Raw genomic sequence first — 22,211 nt, forward strand, 5'->3', positions numbered from 1 at the left:
CTTCATATATTGCTGGTCAGGCTCATCAGCGGCAGCATGATCGCGAGCATGATCACCGCCACCAGCACCGCCATGACCACCGTCAGGGACGGCACCAGGGCGGCGAGCAGGCGGTCGATGCCGCGCTTGGCTTCGACGTCGAACACGTCGGCGACCTTGAGCAGCATGCTGTCCAGTTCACCGGCCTGTTCGCCGACTTCAATCATTTGCAGGGCCAGGTCCGGCAGCAGCGGTTGGCTGCCAAATGCACTGGCCAGGGTGCCGCCGCCTTTCACCGACTCGGCGGCCTGGGCCACTTGTGCCTGCAAGGCACGGTTGGTGCAGACCTGGCGGGCGATCACCAGCGCTTGCAGCAGCGCCACGCCGTTGCTCAGCAAGGTGCCGAGGGTGCGTGCCAGGCGTGCGGCTTCGACCCGCTGCAACAGCGGGCCGATAACGCGGATACCCAGCACGCGCCGGTCGTACTGCTCGCGGTGTCGTGGGTTGCGCAGGCGTGCCGCCAGGGCCCAGACCGTCACGATCAACCCGGCAAAAACCGCCAGGCCATAGGCGCCGAGGAACTGCCCAAGGCCCAGGATCACTTCGGTGATCAACGGAATCGGCACACCCAGGTCCTTGAAGATCGGCACGAACTGCGGCACCACGTAAGCCAGCAACAGCGCCAGGGAACCGAGCACGCCCACCACCAGGAAGGCGGGATAGATCAGCGCGTTGATCACCTCGCCTCTCAATAACTGGCTGCGTTCCAGGTAGTCACTGAGTTGGCGCAGGGTGTTCTCCAGCGCACCGCCCGCCTCACCGGCACGCACCATGCTCAGGTACAGCGGCGAAAACTGGCTGCCCTCCTCTTCCAGCGCTGCCGACAATGGCTTGCCGGCCTTGACGTGCTCGCGGATACGTTCGATCAGCGCTCGGGTCTGCGGCTGGCCGGGCTGCTTGAGCAGGATGCCCAGCGAGCGTTCCAACGGTTGGCCCGCGCCCAGCAGGGTGGCCAGTTGCTGGGTAAAACTGACCAGCGCCGCGCCATTCAACTGGCCGCGCCCGAAGGCATTGCGCAGCCCTTGGGCACCGGCGGCATCGATGTGCAACAGCAGCAGGCCACGTTTGTGCAGCGCAGCGACGGCGGCGGCCTGGTCCTTCGCTTCGAGGGTGCCGTTCTGCGCGACGCCCTGGCTGTCCAGGGCACGGTATTTGAACAGGCTCACGCGCCCTCTCCACGGGTGACGCGCAACACTTCTTCAAGGGACGTGACACCAGCCACCGCCTGGCGCAGGCCTTCTTCATGCAGGGTGCGCAAGCCACCACGGCGGGCGGCCTGTTCGAGGGTCGCGGCGTCGGCCTGGCGCATCAACAAGCTGCGCAGTTCGTCATTCATCACCAGCAATTCGGTGATTGCACTGCGGCCGTGGTAACCGCCGCCGGCGGCGTTGGCGCGAGGCCGGTAAAGCAGGATCGGGCGCTGCTCGGTGAAGCGGTCAAGGCCGTGTTCCTCGATCAGCTCCGGCGGGGCTTCGAACGCCTCACGGGTCGCCGGGTCGAGGCGGCGCACCAGGCGCTGCGCGAGGATGCCATTGACGGTCGAGGCGATCAGGTAGCTCTCCACCCCCATGTCCAGCAGGCGCGTGATACTCGCTGCGGCACTGTTGGTGTGCAGGGTCGAGAGCACCAGGTGGCCGGTCAGGGAGGACTGGATGGCGATGCGGCAGGTTTCGAGGTCGCGGATTTCACCGATCATGATCACGTCCGGGTCCTGGCGCACGATGGAGCGCAGCGCGCCGGCGAAGTCCAGCCCAATGGCGGGTTTGACCTGGATCTGGTTGATGCCTTCCAACTGGTATTCCACCGGGTCTTCGACAGTGATGATCTTGCGCTCGGCGGTATTGAGCCGCGACAACGCGGTATAGAGCGTGGTGGTTTTACCCGAGCCGGTGGGCCCGGTGACCAGCAGGATGCCGTGGGGTCGCTCGAGCACTTCAAGGAAGGTTTCCAGGCGCTGGCCGTCAAAGCCCAGGCTCTGGAAATCGAACTGCACGGTCTGGCGGTCCAGCAGGCGCATCACCACCGACTCGCCAAAACTGGTGGGCACCGTGGATACCCGCAGGTCCAGTTCCTTGCCCTGGATGCGCAACATGATCCGGCCGTCCTGCGGCAGGCGGCGCTCGGCGATGTCGAGGCGCGCCATGATCTTGACCCGGGAAATCACCGCTGCCGAGGAACTCGCCGGCGGCGCTTCGGCTTCATGCAGCACACCGTCGATGCGGTAGCGCACCTTGAGCTGGTTTTCAAAGGGTTCGATATGGATGTCCGAGGCGCGGTGCTCCACGGCCCGTTGCAGGATCAGGTTGACCAGGCGAATCACCGGGGCTTCGGAGGCCATGTCCTTGAGGTGTTCGATGTCTTCCAGGGCACCGCCCTGTTCGTCGAGGTTTTCGATCAGGGTGCCCATGGCGGAACGGCCCTGGCCGTAGTAACGCTCGATCAGGGTTTCGACTTCGTTGCGCGGCCCGACCGCCAGCCACACCGGCACGCCGCACGCGTACGCCAGGGCCTGGAACGGATACAGCAGCGCCGGGTTGGCCGCCAACACCCGCACACCACCGTGGCTCCAGCCCACCGGCACCACCTGGTAATGGCGCATGAAGCGTTCGGTCAGCGCCGGCAGCGGGTCGAGCACGGGCGGTGCGGCGTCCGCCAGCAGCAACGGCGCGCCGAGCAAATCGGCCCAGGCCCGCGCCAGTTCCACTTCGGAAACGAGCCCCAGGCGCGTCAGCAGGCCGAGCAGTTCGGGGTCGTCGGATTCCTGGGATAACCGTCGAGCACGTTCCAGGTCGACGGTTTTCAGACCGGCTTTTCGCATCAGCCACGCGCACACTTGTTCGGCATCCGGAATCTGCATTCGGCATGCATCGATGGGCATTGACGGTATCGGCTGGGGCATCTGCACAAGTCTGAGGGGCTATTTAAAAACCTGTTCCGTGGCACGCGCCGGAACAAGGGCATCCACACTAAGCTGGAGGTTTTTAGCGCAAGCGCTGTCATGACAAGGTACGGACCCTACACCAAAACATTTTGTATTACAGCCCACTTAAGTTATGGCCTTTTAGAACTACCAACAGGCGCCATTAGTTAGCCATGACCGTACACATGATGTTTAAAGCATCGACTGACATGTTTAAACTTAGTTCATCAGCGCAAGAAAATATCGCCAGCCTCACGCAAGATCTGGGTCTATCCCGGCACCTAATGGCAATCAATGATCAGTTCAATAGGCCACATTGCAATATCACATGGACACTACTCAAAAGAACAACCCACCAAGTCATTGCACTTTTTAAATCGCGAAACTCACCGCACTAATTGCAATTAGCCATCGCTAAAACTTGTCACCGAAGAAGAACTACCCACTGATAAAAAAGAGACGAGCGCACGCAATCAAACGCATGTTTCAGCGGCTGACCTTGAATAATCCGTTATCAGAAAATACCGAGAGTCAACGCAACATGGCCATGAGCCGCAACTGGACTCAGGCGCTCTCGCGCTCGATCAAGCGGCACTCCAGCAGGTTCAAGCGCTGCACCTCATCCTCAACCGGCAACACGCCCAGGCTTTCCAGTACCCGCGTTGCCGCCAGCACACCGATCTCCAGGGCGGGCGGCTTGATGGTGCTGAGACTGGGCAAGAGCATTTCGGCAAACGGGTAATCACCAAAGCCGAGCACCGCACACTCCTCGGGGATTCTCAGCCCTGCCCGTTGCCCCGCCAGCAAGCCACCGGCGGCGAGGTTGTCATTGGCGAAGATGATTGCGTCGGGCGGCGTGGCGGCGCTCATCAACACGTGCATCGCTTGCTTGCCCGCCTCAAACGGTGCGCGATCGGCGTCCGGGGCGAACACCCACGGCTGCATGCCCAGCTCAATCAGGGTCGCGCTGTAGCCATCCCGGCGTTCCAGTGCACTGAAGTCCCCCAGCGCGCTGTTCTGTACGAACGCGATGCGCCGATAACCCTTGCCATGCAGGTAGCGCGCAGCCGTCACGCCCACCTCGTAATGCGAGAAGCCAATCTGCAACGGCTCCCGCTCGGGTTGGTAATCCCAGGTTTCAACCACTGGGATATCCGCCTCGGCGATCATCTTCTCGGTGCCCGCGCTATGGAAGCGGCTGGTGAGCACCAATGCCGCCGGGGACCAGCCGAGAAACGCGCGCACTGCATTTTCTTCCTGCTCGGCGCTGAAGTAACTGGACGCCAGCAGCAATTGGTAGCCGTGGCGGCTGAGGGTATCGCTGAAGCCCTGGATGGTATTGGCGAAGATCGGCCCGGAGATGTTTGGAATCACCATCGCGACGATCCTGCCCCGCGCCGACGCCAGCCCACCCGCCACCAGGTTCGGCACATAGCCCAATTCGGCAACCACCGCCGCGATGCGTTCGCGGCGTTCGGGCGAGACCTGCTCCGGCTGGTTGAAATAGCGCGACACGGTAATCGCTGACACACCGGCCTGGCGCGCCACGGTATTCAAGGTGACGCGGCCGGCACCACGGCGTTTCCGGGGTTTGTCTTCGCTCAAGGGACGATCCTGTTAAAAACCTAAAAGAATATAAAACTAATTTTTTAGTATTTGACGCTCTATATCGCACCTACCAATAATGCCGATGTTAGCGCTACCAAAGCGTTTTGTCTGCTACTCGCTCGAGCGAATGCCCAAGACGGATTCAACGGCGCTGTCGTCGCAGAACGGCAGCGGTTCAGGGCATTTTTCGAGCGGTCAGAGCATGCACACACATTCGGGGCAACCTCAAAAACTTTCGCAATCCATACGCGCCGCCACCGGGCGCCGCGCCCACCTGGGTTGGCTACTGGCGGGGCTCGCCGCCCTGCCCGTTCCCGCTGCATTCGCCGCCGACGACCAGGAACCCACCCTCAAGCCGGTCACGGTCACCGCCACCCGCCGCGAAGAGTCGCTGCAAAAAGTCCCGGTAGCAGTTTCGGTGCTCGATGGCGAACAACTGGAGCGTGACAATCGCAACGGCGTGGCGAGCATCGTCCAGCAGGTACCCTCGCTGAATTTCCGTACCGGCGCGTCGAACAAGGACACCTCGTTGTTCGTACGCGGAGTGGGCACGATATCCACCTCGCCCGGGGTTGAACCCACGGTGGCGACGGTGATTGACGGCGTGGTGTACGCCCGCCCCGGCCAGGCTACCCTGGACCTGCTCGACCTGGATCGTGTCGAAGTGCTGCGCGGGCCCCAGGGCACACTGTTCGGCAAGAACGCCTCGGCCGGCGTGCTGAATATCACCAGCAAGGCGCCGACGGCCGAGACCCACGGCTATATCGACCAGTCCTACTTCAGCGGCAATGAAAGCCGCACCCGCTTCGGCCTGGGCGGCAGCCTGATTCCCGGCACGCTAAAGGGCTCCATCAGCGGGCTGTTCGGCAGCTACGACGGTAACGTCGACAACAAGCACAACGGCCAGGAAGTGAACGGCTACAACCATCAGGGCCTGCGCGGCAAACTGGAGTTCACCCCCAACGACGACGTGAAACTGACCCTGATTGCCGACTACATGCAGTCCCACGACGATGCGCCAAATGGCGTGGTGAGCAAATCCCTGACCCCGGCGTTCGCCAACGCGCTGAACCCGGTGCGCGGGACCAGCGACAACCGCGACATCAACACCGACACCCGCAGCCACGTGGAGGACACCAACAAAGGCCTGTCTGCCCAACTGGACTGGAACCTCGGCGACTACACCCTGACCTCGATCACCGCCTGGCGCGGCTGGGACAACACCCAGTACCAGGACGGCGACCGCCTGGGCACCGTGACCGCCGCTTTCCCCGGCACCGCCGACAAAGGCCAACTGGCGTTCGACCAATACTCCCAGGAGCTGCGCCTGGCCTCGCCCAAAGGCGAATTCCTCGAATACGTCGGCGGCCTGTTCTACATGCACGGCAAGGATCAGGAAACCTACCAGCGCACCCTGACCACCACCACGCGCACCGACCGCGGCATCGCCGACTACGGCACCACCAGCGACAGCTACGCGGTGTTCGGCGAGACCACGCTGAATTTCACCTCGGCCTTTCGTGGCATCGCCGGCCTGCGCTACACCCACGACGACCTGGAATACGATCACCGCCGTGTCTCCACCTCGGCCACCACTGTCAGCGGCATTCAACCGGCCACCAGCAGTTCCGGCTCGGTGGACGAAGACGGCTGGTCCGGCCGGCTTGGGGTGCAATACGACCTGAGCGACACCGTCACCAGCTACCTGACCTACTCGCGCGGCTACAAGGGCCCGGCCTACAACGTGTTCTTCAACATGCAGCCACGGGACACCGACGCGCTGAAACCGGAGACCTCCAACACCTGGGAAGTCGGGATCAAGGCCACCAGCTGGAACAACCGCCTGACCACCAACCTGGCGATCTTCCACAGCGACTACGACAACTACCAGGCGAACTTCTTCGACACCGTCGCCGGGCAAGTGGTGACGCGCCTGATCAACGCCGGCAGCGTCAGCACCGAAGGCGTCGAATTCGACTACGCCCTGCAGGCCACCCAACAACTCAAACTCTCCGGCGCGCTGGCCTACACCCGGGCCCGCATCGATGAGTTCGCCTGCCCGCCTGGCGCGGCGGCGTCCTGCAACGTCAACGGCAAGCCGCTGCCCTTCAGCCCGGACTGGAAAAGCTACGTGCGCGCCGACTACAGCATCCCGCTGGATAACGGCCTGGATATCGAACTGGGTACCGACTACAGCTGGCAGAGCGAAGTGCAGTACGACATCAGCCAGAACGTCGACACCAAGCAAGGCGCCTACGGCATCTGGAACGCCAGCGTCGCCCTGGCCGACTACAGCAACGGCTGGCGCGTGGCCCTGCTGGCGAAGAACCTCACCGACAAGTCCTATTCACCGCTGCTGGCCAGTGGCGGCAGCTACATCTACCGCGCCGTGCCCCGTGACGATGAGCGTTACTTCGGCGTGCAACTGCGCAAGGATTTTTGAGCATGCCCCGTGAACTGAAACTCGGCGCTTTCCTGATGGCCACCGGGCACCACGTCGCCGCCTGGCGTCACCCCGATGTACCGGCCAATGCCGGGCTGGATTTCGCCCACTACAAACGCCTGGCGCAAATTGCCGAAGCGGCGAAATTCGACGCGCTGTTCGTGGCCGACAGCATTGCCGCCGCCACCGGCGAAATTGCCAGCCGCATGGCGCGCTCGGATCACTTCGAGCCACTGACGCTGCTGTCGGCATTGAGCGTGGTGACCGAACACATCGGCCTGATCGCCACGGCCACCACCAGCTACAACGAGCCGTACCATGTGGCGCGCAAGTTCGCCTCACTGGATCATCTGTCCGGCGGGCGCGCCGGCTGGAACCTGGTGACCTCGGACAACGCCGCCGAAGCACAGAATTTTGGCCGCGACGAGCACCTCGGCCACGGCGAACGCTACAGCCGTGCCCGGGAATTTCACCAGGTGGTGACGGGGCTGTGGGACAGCTGGGAAGACGATGCCTTTGTGCGCGACAAGGCGAGTGGCAGCTACTACGACCCGGCGAAACTGCATGTACTCGGGCATGTCGGCGAACACTTTCGTGTGAAGGGCCCGCTGAACGTGGCGCGCTCGCCCCAGGGTCAGCCGGTGATTGTCCAGGCGGGTTCGTCCGAGGCAGGCCGCGAATTGGCGGCACAAACTGCCGAAGTGGTGTTCACCGCCCAGACATCATTGGCCAATGCCCAGGCGTTCTATGCCGACCTCAAGGGTCGCCTGGCTCGATATGGGCGGGAACCGGATGCGCTGAAGATCATGCCGGGGGTGTTTGTGGTGGTCGGGCAGACAGAAACTGAAGCCCGGGACAAATTCGAGGCCTTCCAGCAGTTGGTCGAACCGCAGGTTGGCGTCGCGTTACTGGGGCGCATGCTGGGTAACTTCGACTTGTCCGGCTACCCGCTGGACGGCCCGCTGCCGGACCTGCCATTGACCGACAGCGGCCAGCGCAGCCGCCAGCAACTGCTGACCGAACTGGCGGGCCGCGAACAGCTGAGCCTGGCGCAACTGGGCCGGCGCATCGCCGGTGGCCGTGGGCACTACAGCCTGATCGGCACACCCGCGCAGATCGCCGATGAACTGCAGCACTGGTTCGAGAATGGCGCTGCCGATGGCTTCAATGTGCTGGTGCCGCACCTGCCGGGCGGGCTGGAAGATTTCGCCCAATGGGTGGTGCCGGAACTGCAACGGCGTGGCCTGTTCCGCACCGAATACGCCGGCACCACCCTGCGTGAAAACCTTGGATTGGCGCGACCGGCCAATCGCTTTGCGGAGAAACCGGCATGAGAATTCCTGCACTGTTGTTTGCGCTGTTTGCCCTGACTCAAACTGCAATGGCCGCCGAGCCGGCCACCCTGAGGATCGGCTACCAGAAAGGCTCGATCGCCCTGGTACTCGCCAAGGAACATGGCCTGCTGGAAAAACGCTTCGACCAGACCAAGGTGCAATGGATCGAATTCCCCGCTGGCCCTCAGATGCTCGAAGCCTTGAATGTGGGCGCGCTGGACGTGGCGTCCACCGGTGATATCCCGCCATTGTTCGCCCAGGCGGCGGGCGCCGACCTCGTCTACATCGGCGCTGAACCGCCCAAGCCGACGGCAGAAACCATCCTGGTGCAGGCCGACAGCCCACTGCACTGCATCGCCGACCTCAAGGGCAAGAAAGTCGCCTTCCAGAAAGGCTCCAGCTCCCACAACCTGATCCTGCGGGCCTTGAACAAAGCCGGCCTGAGCTACAAGGATATCCAGCCGGTTTACCTGCCACCGGCCGATGCCCGCGCCGCCTTCGAGCAAGGCAGTGTCGACGCCTGGGCAATCTGGGAGCCCTACTCGTCACTGGCCCTGAGCCAAAGCCCGAGCCGCGTCCTGGCCAACGGCGAAGGCTTGAACCTGTCTGGGCCGATCTATACCGCGCGCCGTGCATACGCCGAGGCCAATGGTCCGTTCATCCACGCCCTGCTCGATGAACTGAGCGCCGCCGAAGCCCTGACCCGCAGCCAGCGCGAAGACAGCCTGCAGGTGCTGACCCGTTTCATGGGTTTGCCGGCCGGGGTGATTGCACGTTACGTCGACAACCGGCCGCCATCGCCGATCCTGCCGATTGATAAGCACATCATTGGGGCGCAGCAAGAGACGGCGGACCTGTTTTACCAGAACCGCCTGCTGCCCAAGCCCATCGATGTACAGAAGGCTATATGGCAGGCTCCTCAGAAGTCGACGGTGGCCGACAGCAAGTAAGTGCGCGGCGTCGACAAGGTCAATCCCGGCTCGCTGTCATCCGAGGCACCGGCCGAACTCCAATAGCGCCGGTTGGCCACGTTCTCGACATTGGCCCGCAGGGTGATGTGCTTGTCGTCGACCTTGAAGGCGTAGCGTGCGCCGACATCAAGCCGCGTCCAGGCGTCGATTTCCTTGACGTTGGACTGGTCCAGGTACTGCGAGCTGGAATAGATCCCGCGGCTGGTCAGGGTCAGGCCTTCAACAGTCGGCACGTCCCACTCCGCGCCCAGGTTGACGTTGTACTTGGGCGTGGCCGGCGCGCGGTTGCCGTCGTAGGTGCCGTTGGTGGTGTGGGTCAGTTCGCTGTCGATGTACATCACCCCGCCCAGCAGGCGGAAGCCCTTGAGCGGCTCGCCGAACACGCTGAGTTCCACGCCATCGTTCTGGCGCTTGCCATTGGGGCCGAAGACCAGCGTGGTGGCGTTGGTCTCGTAGGCCGGCTGCTTGATCCGGAATACAGCGGCCGTCACTGCGAACGCACCGGCGTCGTACTTGGCGCCGACTTCGACCTGACGGCTGATGAACGGTGGGAAGATTTCGTCATCGTTGACCGACGCCGACGGCGCGACCTTGCCCTGGCTCAGGCCTTCCATGTAGTTGGCGTACAACGAGAGCTTGTCGGTGGCCTTGAACAGGATGCCGCCGGACGGTGAAATTTTTTCCTCGTCGTAGGCGGTGTCGCCTTTGACGTCATCGGTCCAGTCGTCGACCTTGACCCGCTGCCAGCGCGCACCGAGGGTCAGCAGCAACCGGTCATCGAAAAAACCCAGGGTGTCGGACAACGCCACACCGCTGAAACGGTTTTCGGTGTAGACCTTCGAGTCAAATCGCGTTGGCCGGCCAGGCGCCGGGGTTTCCACAGGGTTGTAGATATTGCTCGAACCCTGCGCATATCGCGCGCCGCCGTTTTCGAAGTCCATGTAGAAGTAGCTGGCCGCCAGGTTGACCTCATGGCTCACCGGGCCGGTATGGAACCAGTTGCGCACGCCCGCCGTGGCGGTGCGCACGTTTTCATCACGGGTGAAGTCGCGGGGCTGCACGCTGAAATCGCCGGCGTTGTTGGTCACTGACACAGCATGGCGCAGGAAGTCATGGTTGCTTTTGCGCGCACCGACGCCGCCGTAGAGCATTAGGTTGTCGCTGAGATCAAACTCGCCGTTGACCGTACCGAAGGTGTCGTTGGTGCTTGCCTTGCTCCAGGGCTGCGCGTAGTTGTGGCGTACGTCGTTGGCACTCGGCACCCTGGCGTTGGGCCCGACTTGCACACGTTCCTGGGGGGCGTCGGTGTCGCGCTCGGTGCGGCCGATGTCGGTGGAGAGTCGCAGGCGTTCACCGCGAAAATCCAGGCCCAACACGGCCATTTCGCGGTCGACACTCTGGTGATCCCAGGCGGTGTCGCCGGACTGTTTCACGCCGTTGAAACGCAGGCCGAACTGGTTGTCTTCACCAAAACGCCGGCCGATATCCACGGCTCCGCCCGCCTGGCTGTCGGAGGCCCAACTGCCGGTGAGCGAGGTGATGGGTGTGTCGGTGGCACGCTTGGGCACCACGTTGATCCCGCCGCCCACGCTGCCCCGTGGCGAGATGCCGTTGATCAACTGGCTGGGGCCTTTGATGATGTCGACGCGCTCGGCCATTTCCATGTCGATGGTGTAGGTCGGCAATACGCCATAGAGGCCGTTGTAGGCGACATCACTGTTGAACAGGCTGAAGCCGCGAATGGTGAATTGCTCATAGCGCCCGCCGGCCGGGTTGGTGGCGCGCACCGAGGGGTCGCTGGCAATCAGGTCGCCAAGGGTACGCGCCTGTTGGTTCTTGACCGCCGCGCTGGTGTAGGTGGTCATGCTGAACGGGGTATCCATGAAGTCCTTCGAGCCCAGCAGGCCCTGGGAGCCACGGCGCGCCACCTGGCCACCAGCAAAGGACTCGCTGCCGGCATCGCCGGTGGTGCCGAGAATCGAGGTGGGCGCCAGTTGCAGGCTGCCGCCTTCGGGAACCGGGGTCAGCCTATAGGCCTGCTCGCCCATTGGCTGCAGTTGCAGGCCGGAGCCCTGGAGCAGGCGCGCGAAACCTTCTTCGACGCCGTATTCGCCGGACAACCCGCTGCTGTTGCGGCCGCTGACCAGCGCCGGGTCCACCGAGAGGTTGACCCCGGCCAGCCCGGCGAAACGGGTCAGCGCGGCGCTCAGGCTGCCGGCCGGCACCTGGTAGCTGCGCCGGGACGCAACGTCTTCGGCATAGCTGATGGGAACGAACAACGGGCTGGCACTCAGGCTCAGCATGAGGCTGAGGTTCAGCAACGGGCGTATTGCGGGCATTGGAAGAAGCTCTCGATTTTGTTCACTTACCTGGAATGACCAGTCACGTGAAAAAAAGGGACAGGCTTCAGCCACTATTTTTTGATTATTACGGTTTGATGCCTTTGAGCTTCTGGAGCAGCTCCATCAATTGCTCCAGGGATTCCTCGCCGAACTGCTCCTGAATCTTCAGGTAATTGCTTTCCATCCCGGCGCTCATGTCGACGAAACACTGCTGACCCTGTTCGGTCAGGGCGACGAACACCCGGCGCTGGTCTTCGGCGGATTTGCGCCGGCGCACGATGCCGTCACGCTCCAGCCGCCCCAGTACGCCGGTCATGCTCGGCTTGAGGATGCATGCGAGGTGCGCCAGTTGGTGGCTTTCGAGTTCGCCTTGCTGGCGCAGGATGCGGATCACCCGCCACTGCTGTTCGGTCAGGTCATGTTCATTGAGCAACGGCCGGAAGAACGCCATGGTCGCTTCGCGGGCCTGGAGCAAGGTGAGCGTAAGGGACGGTCTGGGGGTGGGCATGGTTCACGCGCAATAGAGGTCGAAGCGACGAAGCTTAGAGTCGGTGTTCCGCGTGCGCAACCCGACGCACGCAGCAAGTCGTTAATTTCGAAACGAATTCATAAAAACCTGTTAATCCAGCTATTCAGCCTAAAGATAACATGTTAACAATATGCCCGCCCCTGCCCCGGTGGCGGGCTCTACCAACAAAAACAACAAAAGGAACGCCCCTCATGCATTCGTGCCTCTTTCGCACGGCGGCAAGCGCTGGCCTGTGCGCCGCGTTTAGCCCTCTGGTCGCCCACGCCGACTTCATCCAGGACAGCAAGGCCAGCCTGGACCTGCGCAATTTCTACATGAACCGCGACTTTCGCCAGGCCAACGCGCCGCAGAACAAGGCAGACGAATGGGCGCAAGGTTTTGTGCTGCGCCTGGAGTCGGGCTATACCGAAGGCGTGGTCGGGTTTGGCGTGGACGCCCTGGGTGAAATGGGCCTGAAGCTCGACTCCAGCCGCGACCGCCGGGGCACCGGGCTGTTGCCGTCTGGCGCCAGCGGCGAGCCGGCCGACAGCTACAGCGAACTCGGCCTGACCGCCAAATTGCGCGTGTCGAAAACCGTGCTCAAGCTCGGCACCCTGCAACCGCTGTTGCCGGTGGCCGCCTATAACGACACGCGCCTGCTGCCGTCAACCTACAACGGTGAACTGGTGACCTCCCAGGACATCGACGGCCTGACGTTGAACGTCGGCCGCCTGGAAAAGCAGAACCTGCGGGACTCCTCCAACAACGAATCCATGAGCTACGGCGGCGTCTCCAGCAGCCACCTGGACCTGGCCGGCGGCACCTACGCAATCAATCCGCACCTGGCGGCGACTTATTACTACGCGCAGATGCAGGACATCTACCGCCAGAATTTCATCGGCCTGGTGCATGACCTGCCGCTGGCCCAAGGCGTGAACCTGCGTACCGACCTGCGCTACTTCGACACCCGCGAGCAAGGCAGCGCCCTGCTGCGCAGCGCTTCGCGGGTGGACGGCGGGCGGATCGACAACCGCTTTTTCAACGGCATGTTCAGTTTGTCGGTGGGCGCACACAAATTTGGCCTGGGCTTTCAGAGCCTTTCCGGCGACGGCGACTTTGCCTTCCCGGGGCAAGATCCGTATTCGGTCAACCTGGTGACCATCAATATCTTCACCAAGGCCAACACCGATGCCTGGCAGGCGCGCTACGACTACAACTTCGCCGCCCTCGGCCTGCCGGGCCTGACCTTCATGACCCGCTACGTCGACGGCAGCCACGCGCAAACCGCCACGGTGCGCAACGGCCGGGAATGGGAGCGCGACACCGACCTGGTCTACACCGTGCAGAGCGGCCCGCTGAAGAACGTCAACGTGCGCCTGCGCAATGCGACCCTGCGCTCAAGCAACGGCCTGACCAGCGACATCGACGAAAGCCGGGTGATCATCGGCTACACCGTAGCCCTGTGGTAACGCTGGCCACCTCAACGCAACCCCGATTGACGCTGGCGGTATTCCCCCGGCGTCATCTGCGCGTAGCGCTGGAAGAACCGGCTGAAATACGCCGGGTCCTTGAACCCCAACTGGTAGCAGATTTCATTCGCCGAACTGCCGGTGAACAGCAGCAGGCGTCGGGCCTCCTGCATCAGCCGCTCCAGAATCAGGCGCTTGGACGGCAGGTCGGCGATGCGTCGGCACACCTCGTTGAGCCGCGCTTCAGTGACGCCGATACCGTCGGCATAGCGCGACAGCGGCCAGTGTTGCAGGTAGTGGTCTTCGATCAGTTCGTTGAAGCGGTGAAAAATCCGCAGGTCTTCGTGACGTGCAGGGCGGGCTTCCAGGGAATTGGCGCAGAGCCGCAGCAGGCTGATCATGATCAGCCGCGTCAGGCTGTCCAGGGCCGAACCGCGTCCGCTGGCCTGGGCGTTGATCTCGCTGCACAGCTCATCAAACAGGAATTCCAGGCGGCGCACCTCGGGCTGAAACTCCGGTGCCAGCCGCGCCAACGCCACGCAGGCCGCCGGCAATTGTGCGCCGGGGGCCAGGCTGGGGTCGGCGTCAATCAAGGCCCACACCAGTTGCTGGCGCACGGTCAGCACATGGCCGTCGGCGTCGGCTTCGGTGACGAAGGAATGCGCCACCGTCGGCGGCGTGAGGAAAAACATCGGCCCGGATTCGAGGTACTGCTGGTCGTCCAGGTAGACCCGCACCGCGCCGGTCTTGACGTAATGCACCTGGAAAAACCGGTCATGGCGATGCACCGGCATGTTGCGGCCAAAAAATCCCGCCAGGTTGCCGAGCCGGTCGTAGTGCACCTCGGCATCGCTGTAACGCTGGTCGTAGACCTGCCCGATGTTGATGTTGGGGATCGGCTGACGATCGCTCATCACTGCATTCTCTTTGTTGTTTTGACTGCCCTGAAATATTGCCACGCTTGACGATAGTTAACATCTTAATTATAACGTTAACACGTTAACGAATTTCCCACGGTGCAGGTCCGAATCTGCCCCGCCACTGCCAGGAGAAAAGCATGAGCCGTGCCCTGCATGATGTTGCGAACGGCACCCTGTTCGGCGTTGCGCTGAACTACCAGGGGTTGCTGAACCAACGTCTCGCCGAATTCGAACAAGCGCCTTACCAGAAACCACCGGTGAAGCCGGTGCTGTTTATCAAGACGCCCAATACCCGCAACGGCCACGACGGCGTGGTGCTGCACCCGCAAGGTGAACGCCTGCAACCGGGCCCGGCACTCGGGGTGGTGATTGGCAAGAGCGCCAGCCGGGTCAGCGTCGAAAATGCCCTGGAGCATGTGGCGGGCTACACCATCGTCAATGAGTTCAGCCTGCCGGAAGACAGCTACTACCGCCCGGCGGTGAAAGCCAAGTGCCGGGACGGTTTCTGCGCATTGGGCCCGGAACTGGTGGCCTGCGACCAGGTCGCCAATCCGCATCAATTGAGCGTGAAGCTGTTCGTCAACGGTGAACTGCGCCAGCAAAACTCCACCGCCAACTTCGTGCGCAGCCTGCCGCAGTTGATCGCCGAGATCAGCGAGTTCATGACCCTGCACGAGGGCGACCTGCTGATCACCGGCACGCCCGAAGGCCGGGTGGATGTGCAACCCGGCGACACGGTTGAAGTCGAGATCAGCGGCCTGGGCCGCCTGGTCAACCACATCAAGGCAGAGGAGCTGTCATGAAACACGCCCGTATTCGCTTTGAAGGTGAAGCCCACCAGGTGCTGGTAGAAGCTGAAAACGCCGTGCGCCTGGCCGACGGTCGCCTGCTGGCTGAAGACCAGGTCGAATGGCTGCCACCGGCCACCGGCAGCATGTTTGCCCTCGGCCTGAACTACGCCGACCACGCCGCCGAACTGGCCTTCAAGCCACCGACTGAACCGCTGGCGTTCATCAAGTCCCCCGGCACCTACACCGGCCACAACCAGGTGACCTGGCGCCCGGACAACGTCGCCTACATGCACTACGAGTGCGAACTGGTGGCGGTCATCGGCAAGCCTGCGCGCAACGTCAAGCGCGAGAACGCCCTGGAGTATCTGGCCGGCTACACGGTGTGCAACGACTACGCGATCCGCGACTACCTGGAAAACTACTACCGCCCCAACCTGCGGGTGAAAAACCGCGACGCCACCACGCCCGTGGGCCCATGGATCGTGGATGTCGCCGACGTGCCGGACCCGAGCAACCTGAAGCTGCGCACCTGGATCAACGGTGAACTGCGCCAGGAAGGCAGCACGAAAGACATGATTTTCGACATCCCGTATTTGATCGAGTACCTGTCCAGCTTCATGACCTTGCAGCCCGGCGACATGATCGCCACCGGCACCCCGGAAGGCCTGGCGGATGTGGTGCCGGGGGACGAAGTGGTCGTGGAAGTCGAAGGCGTCGGTCGCCTGGTCAATCGAATTGTCAGCGAGGCGGACTTTTTCGCCGCCCGTAAAGAGGCTTGAGCAATATGATCAAACACTGGATCAACGGCCGTGAGGTCGAGAGCAAAGACACCTTCATCAACTACAACCCGGCCACCGGCGAAGCCATCGGTGAAGTGGCCAGCGGCGGTGCCGAGGAAGTGGCGCAGGCCGTTGCAGCAGCCAAGGAAGCCTTTCCGAAGTGGGCAGGCACACCGGCCAAGGAACGGGCCCGCCTGATGCGCAAGCTCGGTGAGCTGATCGAACAGAACGTGCCGCACCTGGCCGAGCTGGAAACCCTCGACACCGGCCTGCCGATCCACCAGACCAGGAACGTGCTGATTCCCCGGGCGTCCCACAACTTCGATTTCTTCGCCGAAGTCTGCACCCGCATGGACGGCCACAGTTACCCGGTGGACGACCAGATGCTCAACTACACCCTGTACCAGCCGGTGGGCGTGTGCGCGTTGGTGTCGCCATGGAACGTGCCGTTCATGACCGCCACCTGGAAGACTGCGCCGTGCCTGGCACTGGGCAATACCGCGGTGCTGAAAATGTCCGAGCTGTCGCCGCTGACGGCCAATGAACTGGGGCGCCTGGCGGTCGAAGCCGGGATTCCCAACGGCGTGCTGAACGTGATCCAGGGCTACGGCGCCACCGCCGGTGATGCGCTGGTGCGCCACCCGGACGTGCGGGCGATTTCCTTCACCGGCGGTACCGCCACCGGCAAGAAAATCATGCAGACCGCCGGGCTGAAAAAGTACTCCATGGAACTGGGCGGCAAGTCGCCGGTGCTGATCTTTGAAGACGCCGACCTGGACCGCGCCCTCGACGCGGCACTGTTCACCATCTTCTCGCTCAACGGTGAGCGCTGCACCGCTGGCAGCCGGATCTTCATTCAGGAGAGCGTGTACCCGCAGTTCGTCGCCGAATTTGCCGCCCGCGCCAAACGCCTGATCGTCGGCGACCCGCAGGACCCGAAGACCCAGGTCGGCTCGATGATCACCCAGGCCCACTACGACAAGGTCACCGGCTACATCAGGATTGGCCTCGAAGAAGGCGCCACCCTGCTGGCCGGCGGCCTGGAACGCCCGGCCAACCTGCCGGCGCACTTGAGCCGCGGGCAGTTTATCCAGCCGACGGTGTTTGCCGATGTGAACAACAACATGCGCATCGCCCAGGAAGAAATCTTTGGCCCGGTGGTGTGCCTGATCCCGTTCAAGGACGAAGCCGAAGCGCTGCAACTGGCCAACGACACCGAGTACGGCCTGGCGTCCTATATCTGGACCCAGGACATCGGCAAGGCGCATCGTCTGGCCTACGGCATCGAAGCCGGCATGGTGTTCATCAACAGCCAGAACGTGCGGGACTTGCGCCAGCCGTTTGGTGGGGTAAAAGGTTCCGGCACCGGCCGTGAAGGCGGCCAGTACAGCTTCGAAGTGTTTGCCGAGATCAAGAACGTGTGCATTTCCATGGGCAGTCATCACATCCCGCGCTGGGGTGTGTAACCCGGATATAACAACGCTACCTGTAGGAGCGAGCTTGCTCGCGAAGAACCCGCAGGCGCCGCGGGCTAACAGAAGTGCTGCGTTATCGTTGACGTTTTTCGCGAGCAAGCTCGCTCCTACAAAAGAATAAATACTCAGGAGAATGATCATGGGCGAAGTGGTTCTGGCAGCGAAGATCTGCCACGTCCCCTCGATGTACCTGTCGGAACTGCCCGGCAAGCACCACGGTTGCCGCGAAGCAGCCATCGCCGGGCACAAGGAAATCGGGCGGCGCGCCCGTGAACTGGGGGCCGACACCGCGGTGGTGTTCGACGTGCACTGGCTGGTCAACAGCGGCTATCACGTCAACTGCGGCGAGCATTTCAAGGGCACCTACACCAGCAACGAGCTGCCGCACTTCATCAAGAACATGGAGTACGAGTACCCGGGCTGCCCCGAGCTGGGCGAGTTGATCGCCGCCGAGGCCAACCTGGCCGGCGTGCGCACCATGGCCCACAACATCCCGAGCCTGGAGCTGGAATACGGCACCCTGGTGCCGATGCGCTACATGCACATGGGCGTGCCGGACGCGCAGAAGTTCGACGTGATCTCGATTGCCGCGTGGTGCGCCTGGCACCGCCTGGAAGACAGCTTTGCGTTCGGCGCCGCCGTGCGCCGGGCGATCGAGAAAAGCGACCGCAAAGTCCTGGTGCTGGCCTCGGGCTCCCTCTCCCACCGTTTCTCGGACGACCGCGAAGCCGAAGCCAACATCCACAACTGGACCCGTGAATTCGACAAACAGATGGACCTGCACGTGGTGGAGATGTGGAAGCAAGGCCGCTTCAAGGAGTTCTGCGCAATGCTGCCGGACTACGCCGAGCACTGCTTCGGCGAAGGCAAGATGCACGACACCGCGATGCTCCTGGGACTGCTGGGCGGGCCGGACTACAACCAGCCGGCCGAGATCATCACCCAGCCGTTCGGCAGTTCGGGCACCGGGCAGATCAATGCCATTTTCCCTTTATGAGCCTTGGTGAGGATCAAATGTGGGAGCTGGCTTGCCTGCGATGCAGGCACCTCGGTGTATCTGTCGCACCGAGTTGATGCCATCGCAGGCAAGCCAGCTCCTACAAGGAATTCGCTGCACCTCACCCCAAGAGGAGATACACATGCCGCACTTCATCGCGGAATACACCGACAACATCGAGCAGCAGGCCAACCTGCCGGCTCTGTTCGAGCAGGTTCACGCCGTGCTGGGGGACAGCGGCGTGTTTCCCCTGGGGGGCATTCGCAGTCGCGGGGTGCGCCTGGACACCTGGCGCATGGCCGACGGGAAGCATGACTACGCCTTCGTCCATATGACCCTCAAGGTTGGCCACGGGCGCGACCTGGAAACCCGCAAGGCGGTGGCCGAAGCCCTGTTCAAGGTCATCACCGAGCACTTCGCCGAGCTGCAATCCCAGCGGCTGCTGGCGTTGTCGTTCGAGATGATCGAGCTGCACCCCGAGCTGAATTTCAAGCAGAACAACGTGCACGCATTCCTGAAGAACCAGGCGGGCTGAGCACAGCCCACCTTTCCGCCCATGGCCACTCAAACAAAAAAGAACAACATCATGAGCACAGCCACTACCGCCGACAGCACCACCCTGATCGAACATCAGCGCACCCACAGCATCGTCACCTGGCGACTGATGCCGTTGCTGCTGATCTGCTACCTGTTTGCCCACCTGGACCGCATCAACATCGGCTTCGCCAAGATGCAGATGAGCACCGACCTGCACTTCAGCGACACGGTGTATGGCCTCGGTGCCGGCCTGTTTTTCATCGCCTACGCGCTGTTCGGCGTACCCAGCAACATGGCCCTGGACCGGGTCGGCCCACGGCGCTGGATCGCCTGCCTGATGGTGGTGTGGGGCGTGCTCTCCACCAGCATGCTGTGGATCGAAAGCTCCACGGGCTTCTACGTGCTGCGCTTTCTGCTGGGGGTGGCCGAAGCCGGCTTCTTCCCGGGGATCCTGGTGTTCCTCAACCGCTGGTACCCGGCCCGCCGCCGGGCGCAAGTCACCGCACTGTTTGCGATTGCCGTGCCCATGGCCGGTGTGATTGGTGGCCCGTTGTCCGGTGCAATCCTGGAGAACTTCCATGATTTCGGCGGGCTGCGGGGCTGGCAGTGGATGTTCCTGATCGAAGGCGCCCCGGTGGTGCTGCTCGGCCTGGTCGTCCTGAAATACCTGCCCGACAGCTTCGAAACCGTGAAGTGGCTGGAGCCCGCGCAAAAGCAACAACTGCGCGAGCAACTGAGCACTGAAGAACAGCGCAAATCCATCACCTCCTTCGGCGGCATCCTGCGTGACCCGCAGGTGTGGCTGCTGGTGGCGGTGTACTTCGCGGTGATGCTGGCGGTGAACACCCTGGCGTTCTGGATGCCCACCCTGATCCACGGCGCCGGCATCGGCCGCGACAGCCAGGTCGGCCTGCTGAGCGCCGTACAGTATCTGGCCGGGTGCTTCTTCATGATCGGCTGCGGGCGCTCGTCCGACCGCAACCGCGAACGCCGCTGGCACCTGTGCGTGCCGTTGCTGATGTCGGCCATCGGTATTGCGGTGGCCGGGCTCTCGCCCACCAACCCGACCCTGGTGCTGGGTGGCCTGATCCTCGCCGGCATGGGCGCCAGCGCTGCGCTGCCGATGTTCTGGCAATTGCCGCCGGCATTCCTGTCCAACAGCACCCAGGCGGCCGGCATCGCGCTGATCAGCTCGTTCGGCAGCATCGCTTCGTTCCTCGCGCCCTACCTGATCGGCTGGATGCGCGACACCACCCAAAGCGCGAGCCTGGCCCTGTACGTGCTGGCGCTGCTTATCGCCCTCGGCGGCCTGCTGGTGCTGCGCACCCATGCGGCCATCGTCAATCCCCAGTAGAGATTTTGTCATGCTTGATCAAGCCCTTATTCAGCAAGCCGCCGCCCGCCTCGACCAGGCCGAGCGTTCCCGTGAACAGGTGCGCCAGTTTTCCCTGGAGCATCCGAACATCACGATTGAAGACGCCTACGCCATCCAGCGCGCCTGGGTGGCCCGGAAAATCAAGGACGGGCGCAAGCTGGTCGGACACAAGATCGGCCTGACGTCGCGGGCGATGCAGGTGTCGTCGAACATCACCGAGCCGGATTACGGCGCCCTGCTCGATGACATGTTCTTCGACGAAGGCACCGACATCCCCTTCGAGCGCTTCATCGTGCCGAGGGTGGAAGTGGAACTGGCGTTCATCCTCGGCAAGCCGCTGAAGGGCCCGAACTGCACGATTTTCGATGTGCTCGATGCCACTGAATGGGTGATCCCGGCGCTGGAAATCATCGACGCCCGCATCCAGCAGATCGACCCGCACACCAACGCCACCCGCAAGGTGTTCGACACCATTTCCGACAACGCCGCCAATGCCGGCGTGGTGATGGGCGGCAGCGCCGTGCGCCCCACCGAGATCGACCTGCGCAAGGTGCCGGCGGTGCTGTACCGCAACGGGGTGATCGAAGAGTCCGGGGTGTCGGCTGCGGTACTTAACCATCCGGCCAAGGGCGTGGCCTGGCTGGCGAACAAACTGGCGCCGTACGACGTCACCCTGCAACCCGGCCAGATCATCCTCGGCGGCTCCTTCACCCGCCCGGTGGCGGCGAATCCGGGTGACACCTTCCATGTCGACTACGACATGCTGGGTTCCATCTCCTGCCGCTTTGTCTGAATACTGGAGGACTGTTTCATGGACATGCCCATCAACCGTTTCAAGCAGCGCCTGCAACGTGGCGAGACCCAGATCGGCCTGTGGCTCGGTTTGGCGGACGCTTATTGCGCCGAACTGGCGGCGAATGCCGGGTTCGACTGGCTGCTGATCGACGGCGAGCACGCGCCCAATGACCTGCGCGGCATGCTCGGCCAACTGCAGGCTGTCGCGCCTTATGACAGCCAACCGGTGATTCGCCCGGTGATCGGCGATACGGCGTTGATCAAGCAGGTGCTGGATATCGGCGTGCAGACGCTGTTGGTGCCGATGGTGGAGACGGCTGACCAGGCACGGCAGCTGGTGCGGGCGATGCGTTATCCACCGGGTGGTGTACGGGGCGTGGGCAGCGCGCTGGCGCGGGCGTCGCGCTGGAACAGTATTCCCGGTTACCTGGATGAGGCCGATGCGCAGATGTGCCTGCTGGTGCAGATCGAGAACCGTGAAGGCCTGGACAACCTCGATGCGATTGCGGCGGTTGACGGAGTGGACGGGGTGTTTATCGGCCCGGCGGACCTGAGCGCGGCCATGGGGCACCGGGGGAATCCCGGGCACCCCGAGGTGCAGGCGGCGATTGAGGACGCGATTGGGCGGATTCAAAAAGCCGGCAAGGCGGCGGGCATCTTGAGTGCGGATGAGAAACTGGCGCGGCGGTATATCGAGTTGGGGGCGGCGTTTGTGGCGGTGGGGGTGGATACGACGGTGTTGATGCGCGGGTTGCAGGGGTTGGCGGCGAAGTTCAAAGACACTGCGGCACCAGCCACTACCGGCGGCGTGTACTGACGCTCTGAAACCACAAAGATCCAAAATGTGGGAGCGGGCTTGCTCGCGAAAGCGGTGTATCAGTGCCAGGTTTGTTGGCTGACCCACCGCA

The 22,211-nt window shown here is 62.9% G+C and carries 18 protein-coding genes; 12 read left to right on the top strand and 6 right to left on the bottom strand.

All coding sequences use genetic code 11. From position 1 onward, the window contains the following. Nucleotides 1-2: 2 nt before the first annotated feature. From gspF to ACW9I6_RS12030, 3 genes are all read right to left on the bottom strand, one after another. Complete coding sequence (gene gspF / locus ACW9I6_RS12020) at nucleotides 3-1,205, bottom strand: type II secretion system inner membrane protein GspF (RefSeq protein ID WP_102605832.1); 1,203 nt, start codon at nucleotides 1,203-1,205, stop codon at nucleotides 3-5. Beyond that, nucleotides 1,202-2,938 carry a type II secretion system ATPase GspE gene (gene gspE, locus ACW9I6_RS12025; protein ID WP_085984653.1) on the bottom strand — a complete coding sequence of 579 codons (1,737 nt, stop codon included), beginning with the start codon at nucleotides 2,936-2,938 and terminating at the stop codon, nucleotides 1,202-1,204. Before gspE ends, gspF begins: the two co-directional genes overlap by 4 nt. 585 nt (nucleotides 2,939-3,523) lie before the next feature. Continuing rightward, nucleotides 3,524-4,564, bottom strand: a complete 1,041-nt coding sequence (locus tag ACW9I6_RS12030) for a LacI family DNA-binding transcriptional regulator (RefSeq protein WP_457339339.1) — start codon at nucleotides 4,562-4,564, stop codon at nucleotides 3,524-3,526. 205 nt (nucleotides 4,565-4,769) lie between these two features. Between ACW9I6_RS12030 and ACW9I6_RS12035 the strand changes: the two genes are divergently transcribed. The 3 genes from ACW9I6_RS12035 to ACW9I6_RS12045 are packed head-to-tail and all read left to right on the top strand — an operon-like array spanning nucleotide 4,770 to nucleotide 9,294. After that, nucleotides 4,770-7,010, top strand: a complete 2,241-nt coding sequence (locus tag ACW9I6_RS12035) for a TonB-dependent receptor (protein ID WP_457339340.1) — start codon at nucleotides 4,770-4,772, stop codon at nucleotides 7,008-7,010. 2 nt (nucleotides 7,011-7,012) lie between these two features. Next, on the top strand, nucleotides 7,013-8,344 hold the full coding sequence (locus tag ACW9I6_RS12040; RefSeq protein WP_003209903.1) for an LLM class flavin-dependent oxidoreductase: 1,332 nt from the start codon (nucleotides 7,013-7,015) through the stop codon (nucleotides 8,342-8,344). Next, complete coding sequence (locus ACW9I6_RS12045; protein WP_457339341.1) at nucleotides 8,341-9,294, top strand: aliphatic sulfonate ABC transporter substrate-binding protein; 954 nt, start codon at nucleotides 8,341-8,343, stop codon at nucleotides 9,292-9,294. The genes ACW9I6_RS12040 and ACW9I6_RS12045 overlap by 4 nt, the downstream gene beginning before the upstream one ends. Here ACW9I6_RS12045 and ACW9I6_RS12050 read toward each other — a convergent pair. Together ACW9I6_RS12050 and hpaR are read right to left on the bottom strand one after the other, a co-directional pair. Continuing rightward, a complete protein-coding gene (locus tag ACW9I6_RS12050) occupies nucleotides 9,264-11,654 on the bottom strand; it encodes a TonB-dependent siderophore receptor (protein WP_457339342.1) in 2,391 nt (796 codons plus the stop codon). The two genes, ACW9I6_RS12045 and ACW9I6_RS12050, sit on opposite strands and share 31 nt — an antisense overlap. Nucleotides 11,655-11,742: 88 nt before the next feature. Then, the gene (gene hpaR, locus ACW9I6_RS12055; protein ID WP_008437189.1) at nucleotides 11,743-12,165 is read right to left on the bottom strand and encodes a homoprotocatechuate degradation operon regulator HpaR; all 423 of its coding nucleotides are present in this window, start codon (nucleotides 12,163-12,165) and stop codon (nucleotides 11,743-11,745) included. Between the two features lie 212 nt (nucleotides 12,166-12,377). Between hpaR and ACW9I6_RS12060 the strand changes: the two genes are divergently transcribed. Beyond that, entirely contained in the window at nucleotides 12,378-13,634 is a 1,257-nt protein-coding gene (locus ACW9I6_RS12060; protein ID WP_214499043.1) for an OprD family porin, read from the top strand. Nucleotides 13,635-13,645: 11 nt separating this feature from the next. On the opposite strand, the gene hpaA is transcribed toward ACW9I6_RS12060, so the two are convergent. After that, the gene (gene hpaA / locus ACW9I6_RS12065) at nucleotides 13,646-14,548 is read right to left on the bottom strand and encodes a 4-hydroxyphenylacetate catabolism regulatory protein HpaA (RefSeq protein WP_003209891.1); all 903 of its coding nucleotides are present in this window, start codon (nucleotides 14,546-14,548) and stop codon (nucleotides 13,646-13,648) included. A 143-nt stretch (nucleotides 14,549-14,691) separates the two neighbouring features. On the opposite strand from hpaA, the gene ACW9I6_RS12070 reads away from it, so the two are divergent. The 8 genes from ACW9I6_RS12070 (at nucleotide 14,692) to hpaI (ending at nucleotide 22,120) form a co-directional block, all read left to right on the top strand. Then, nucleotides 14,692-15,357, top strand: coding sequence for a fumarylacetoacetate hydrolase family protein (locus tag ACW9I6_RS12070; RefSeq protein WP_457339343.1), 666 nt, complete (start codon nucleotides 14,692-14,694; stop codon nucleotides 15,355-15,357). After that, nucleotides 15,354-16,124: a fumarylacetoacetate hydrolase family protein gene (locus ACW9I6_RS12075; RefSeq protein ID WP_003209888.1), complete on the top strand. Its 771-nt coding sequence runs from the start codon at nucleotides 15,354-15,356 to the stop codon at nucleotides 16,122-16,124. Before ACW9I6_RS12070 ends, ACW9I6_RS12075 begins: the two co-directional genes overlap by 4 nt. Before the next feature lie 5 nt (nucleotides 16,125-16,129). After that, nucleotides 16,130-17,590 carry a 5-carboxymethyl-2-hydroxymuconate semialdehyde dehydrogenase gene (hpaE, locus tag ACW9I6_RS12080; protein ID WP_177037363.1) on the top strand — a complete coding sequence of 487 codons (1,461 nt, stop codon included), beginning with the start codon at nucleotides 16,130-16,132 and terminating at the stop codon, nucleotides 17,588-17,590. A gap of 148 nt (nucleotides 17,591-17,738) precedes the next feature. Further along, entirely contained in the window at nucleotides 17,739-18,596 is an 858-nt protein-coding gene (gene hpaD / locus ACW9I6_RS12085; RefSeq protein WP_003209884.1) for a 3,4-dihydroxyphenylacetate 2,3-dioxygenase, read from the top strand. 142 nt (nucleotides 18,597-18,738) lie between these two features. Further along, entirely contained in the window at nucleotides 18,739-19,131 is a 393-nt protein-coding gene (locus tag ACW9I6_RS12090; protein WP_087694947.1) for a tautomerase family protein, read from the top strand. 51 nt (nucleotides 19,132-19,182) lie between these two features. Further along, nucleotides 19,183-20,487: an MFS transporter gene (locus tag ACW9I6_RS12095; RefSeq protein WP_457339344.1), complete on the top strand. Its 1,305-nt coding sequence runs from the start codon at nucleotides 19,183-19,185 to the stop codon at nucleotides 20,485-20,487. Nucleotides 20,488-20,497: 10 nt separating this feature from the next. Next, nucleotides 20,498-21,301: a 2-oxo-hept-4-ene-1,7-dioate hydratase gene (gene hpaH / locus ACW9I6_RS12100; protein WP_457339345.1), complete on the top strand. Its 804-nt coding sequence runs from the start codon at nucleotides 20,498-20,500 to the stop codon at nucleotides 21,299-21,301. 18 nt (nucleotides 21,302-21,319) lie between these two features. Beyond that, the gene (gene hpaI, locus ACW9I6_RS12105; protein ID WP_457339346.1) at nucleotides 21,320-22,120 is read left to right on the top strand and encodes a 4-hydroxy-2-oxoheptanedioate aldolase; all 801 of its coding nucleotides are present in this window, start codon (nucleotides 21,320-21,322) and stop codon (nucleotides 22,118-22,120) included. Nucleotides 22,121-22,211 lie beyond the last annotated feature (91 nt).

The sequence above is a fragment of the Pseudomonas sp. SDO5522_S412 genome, from assembly GCF_054071215.1.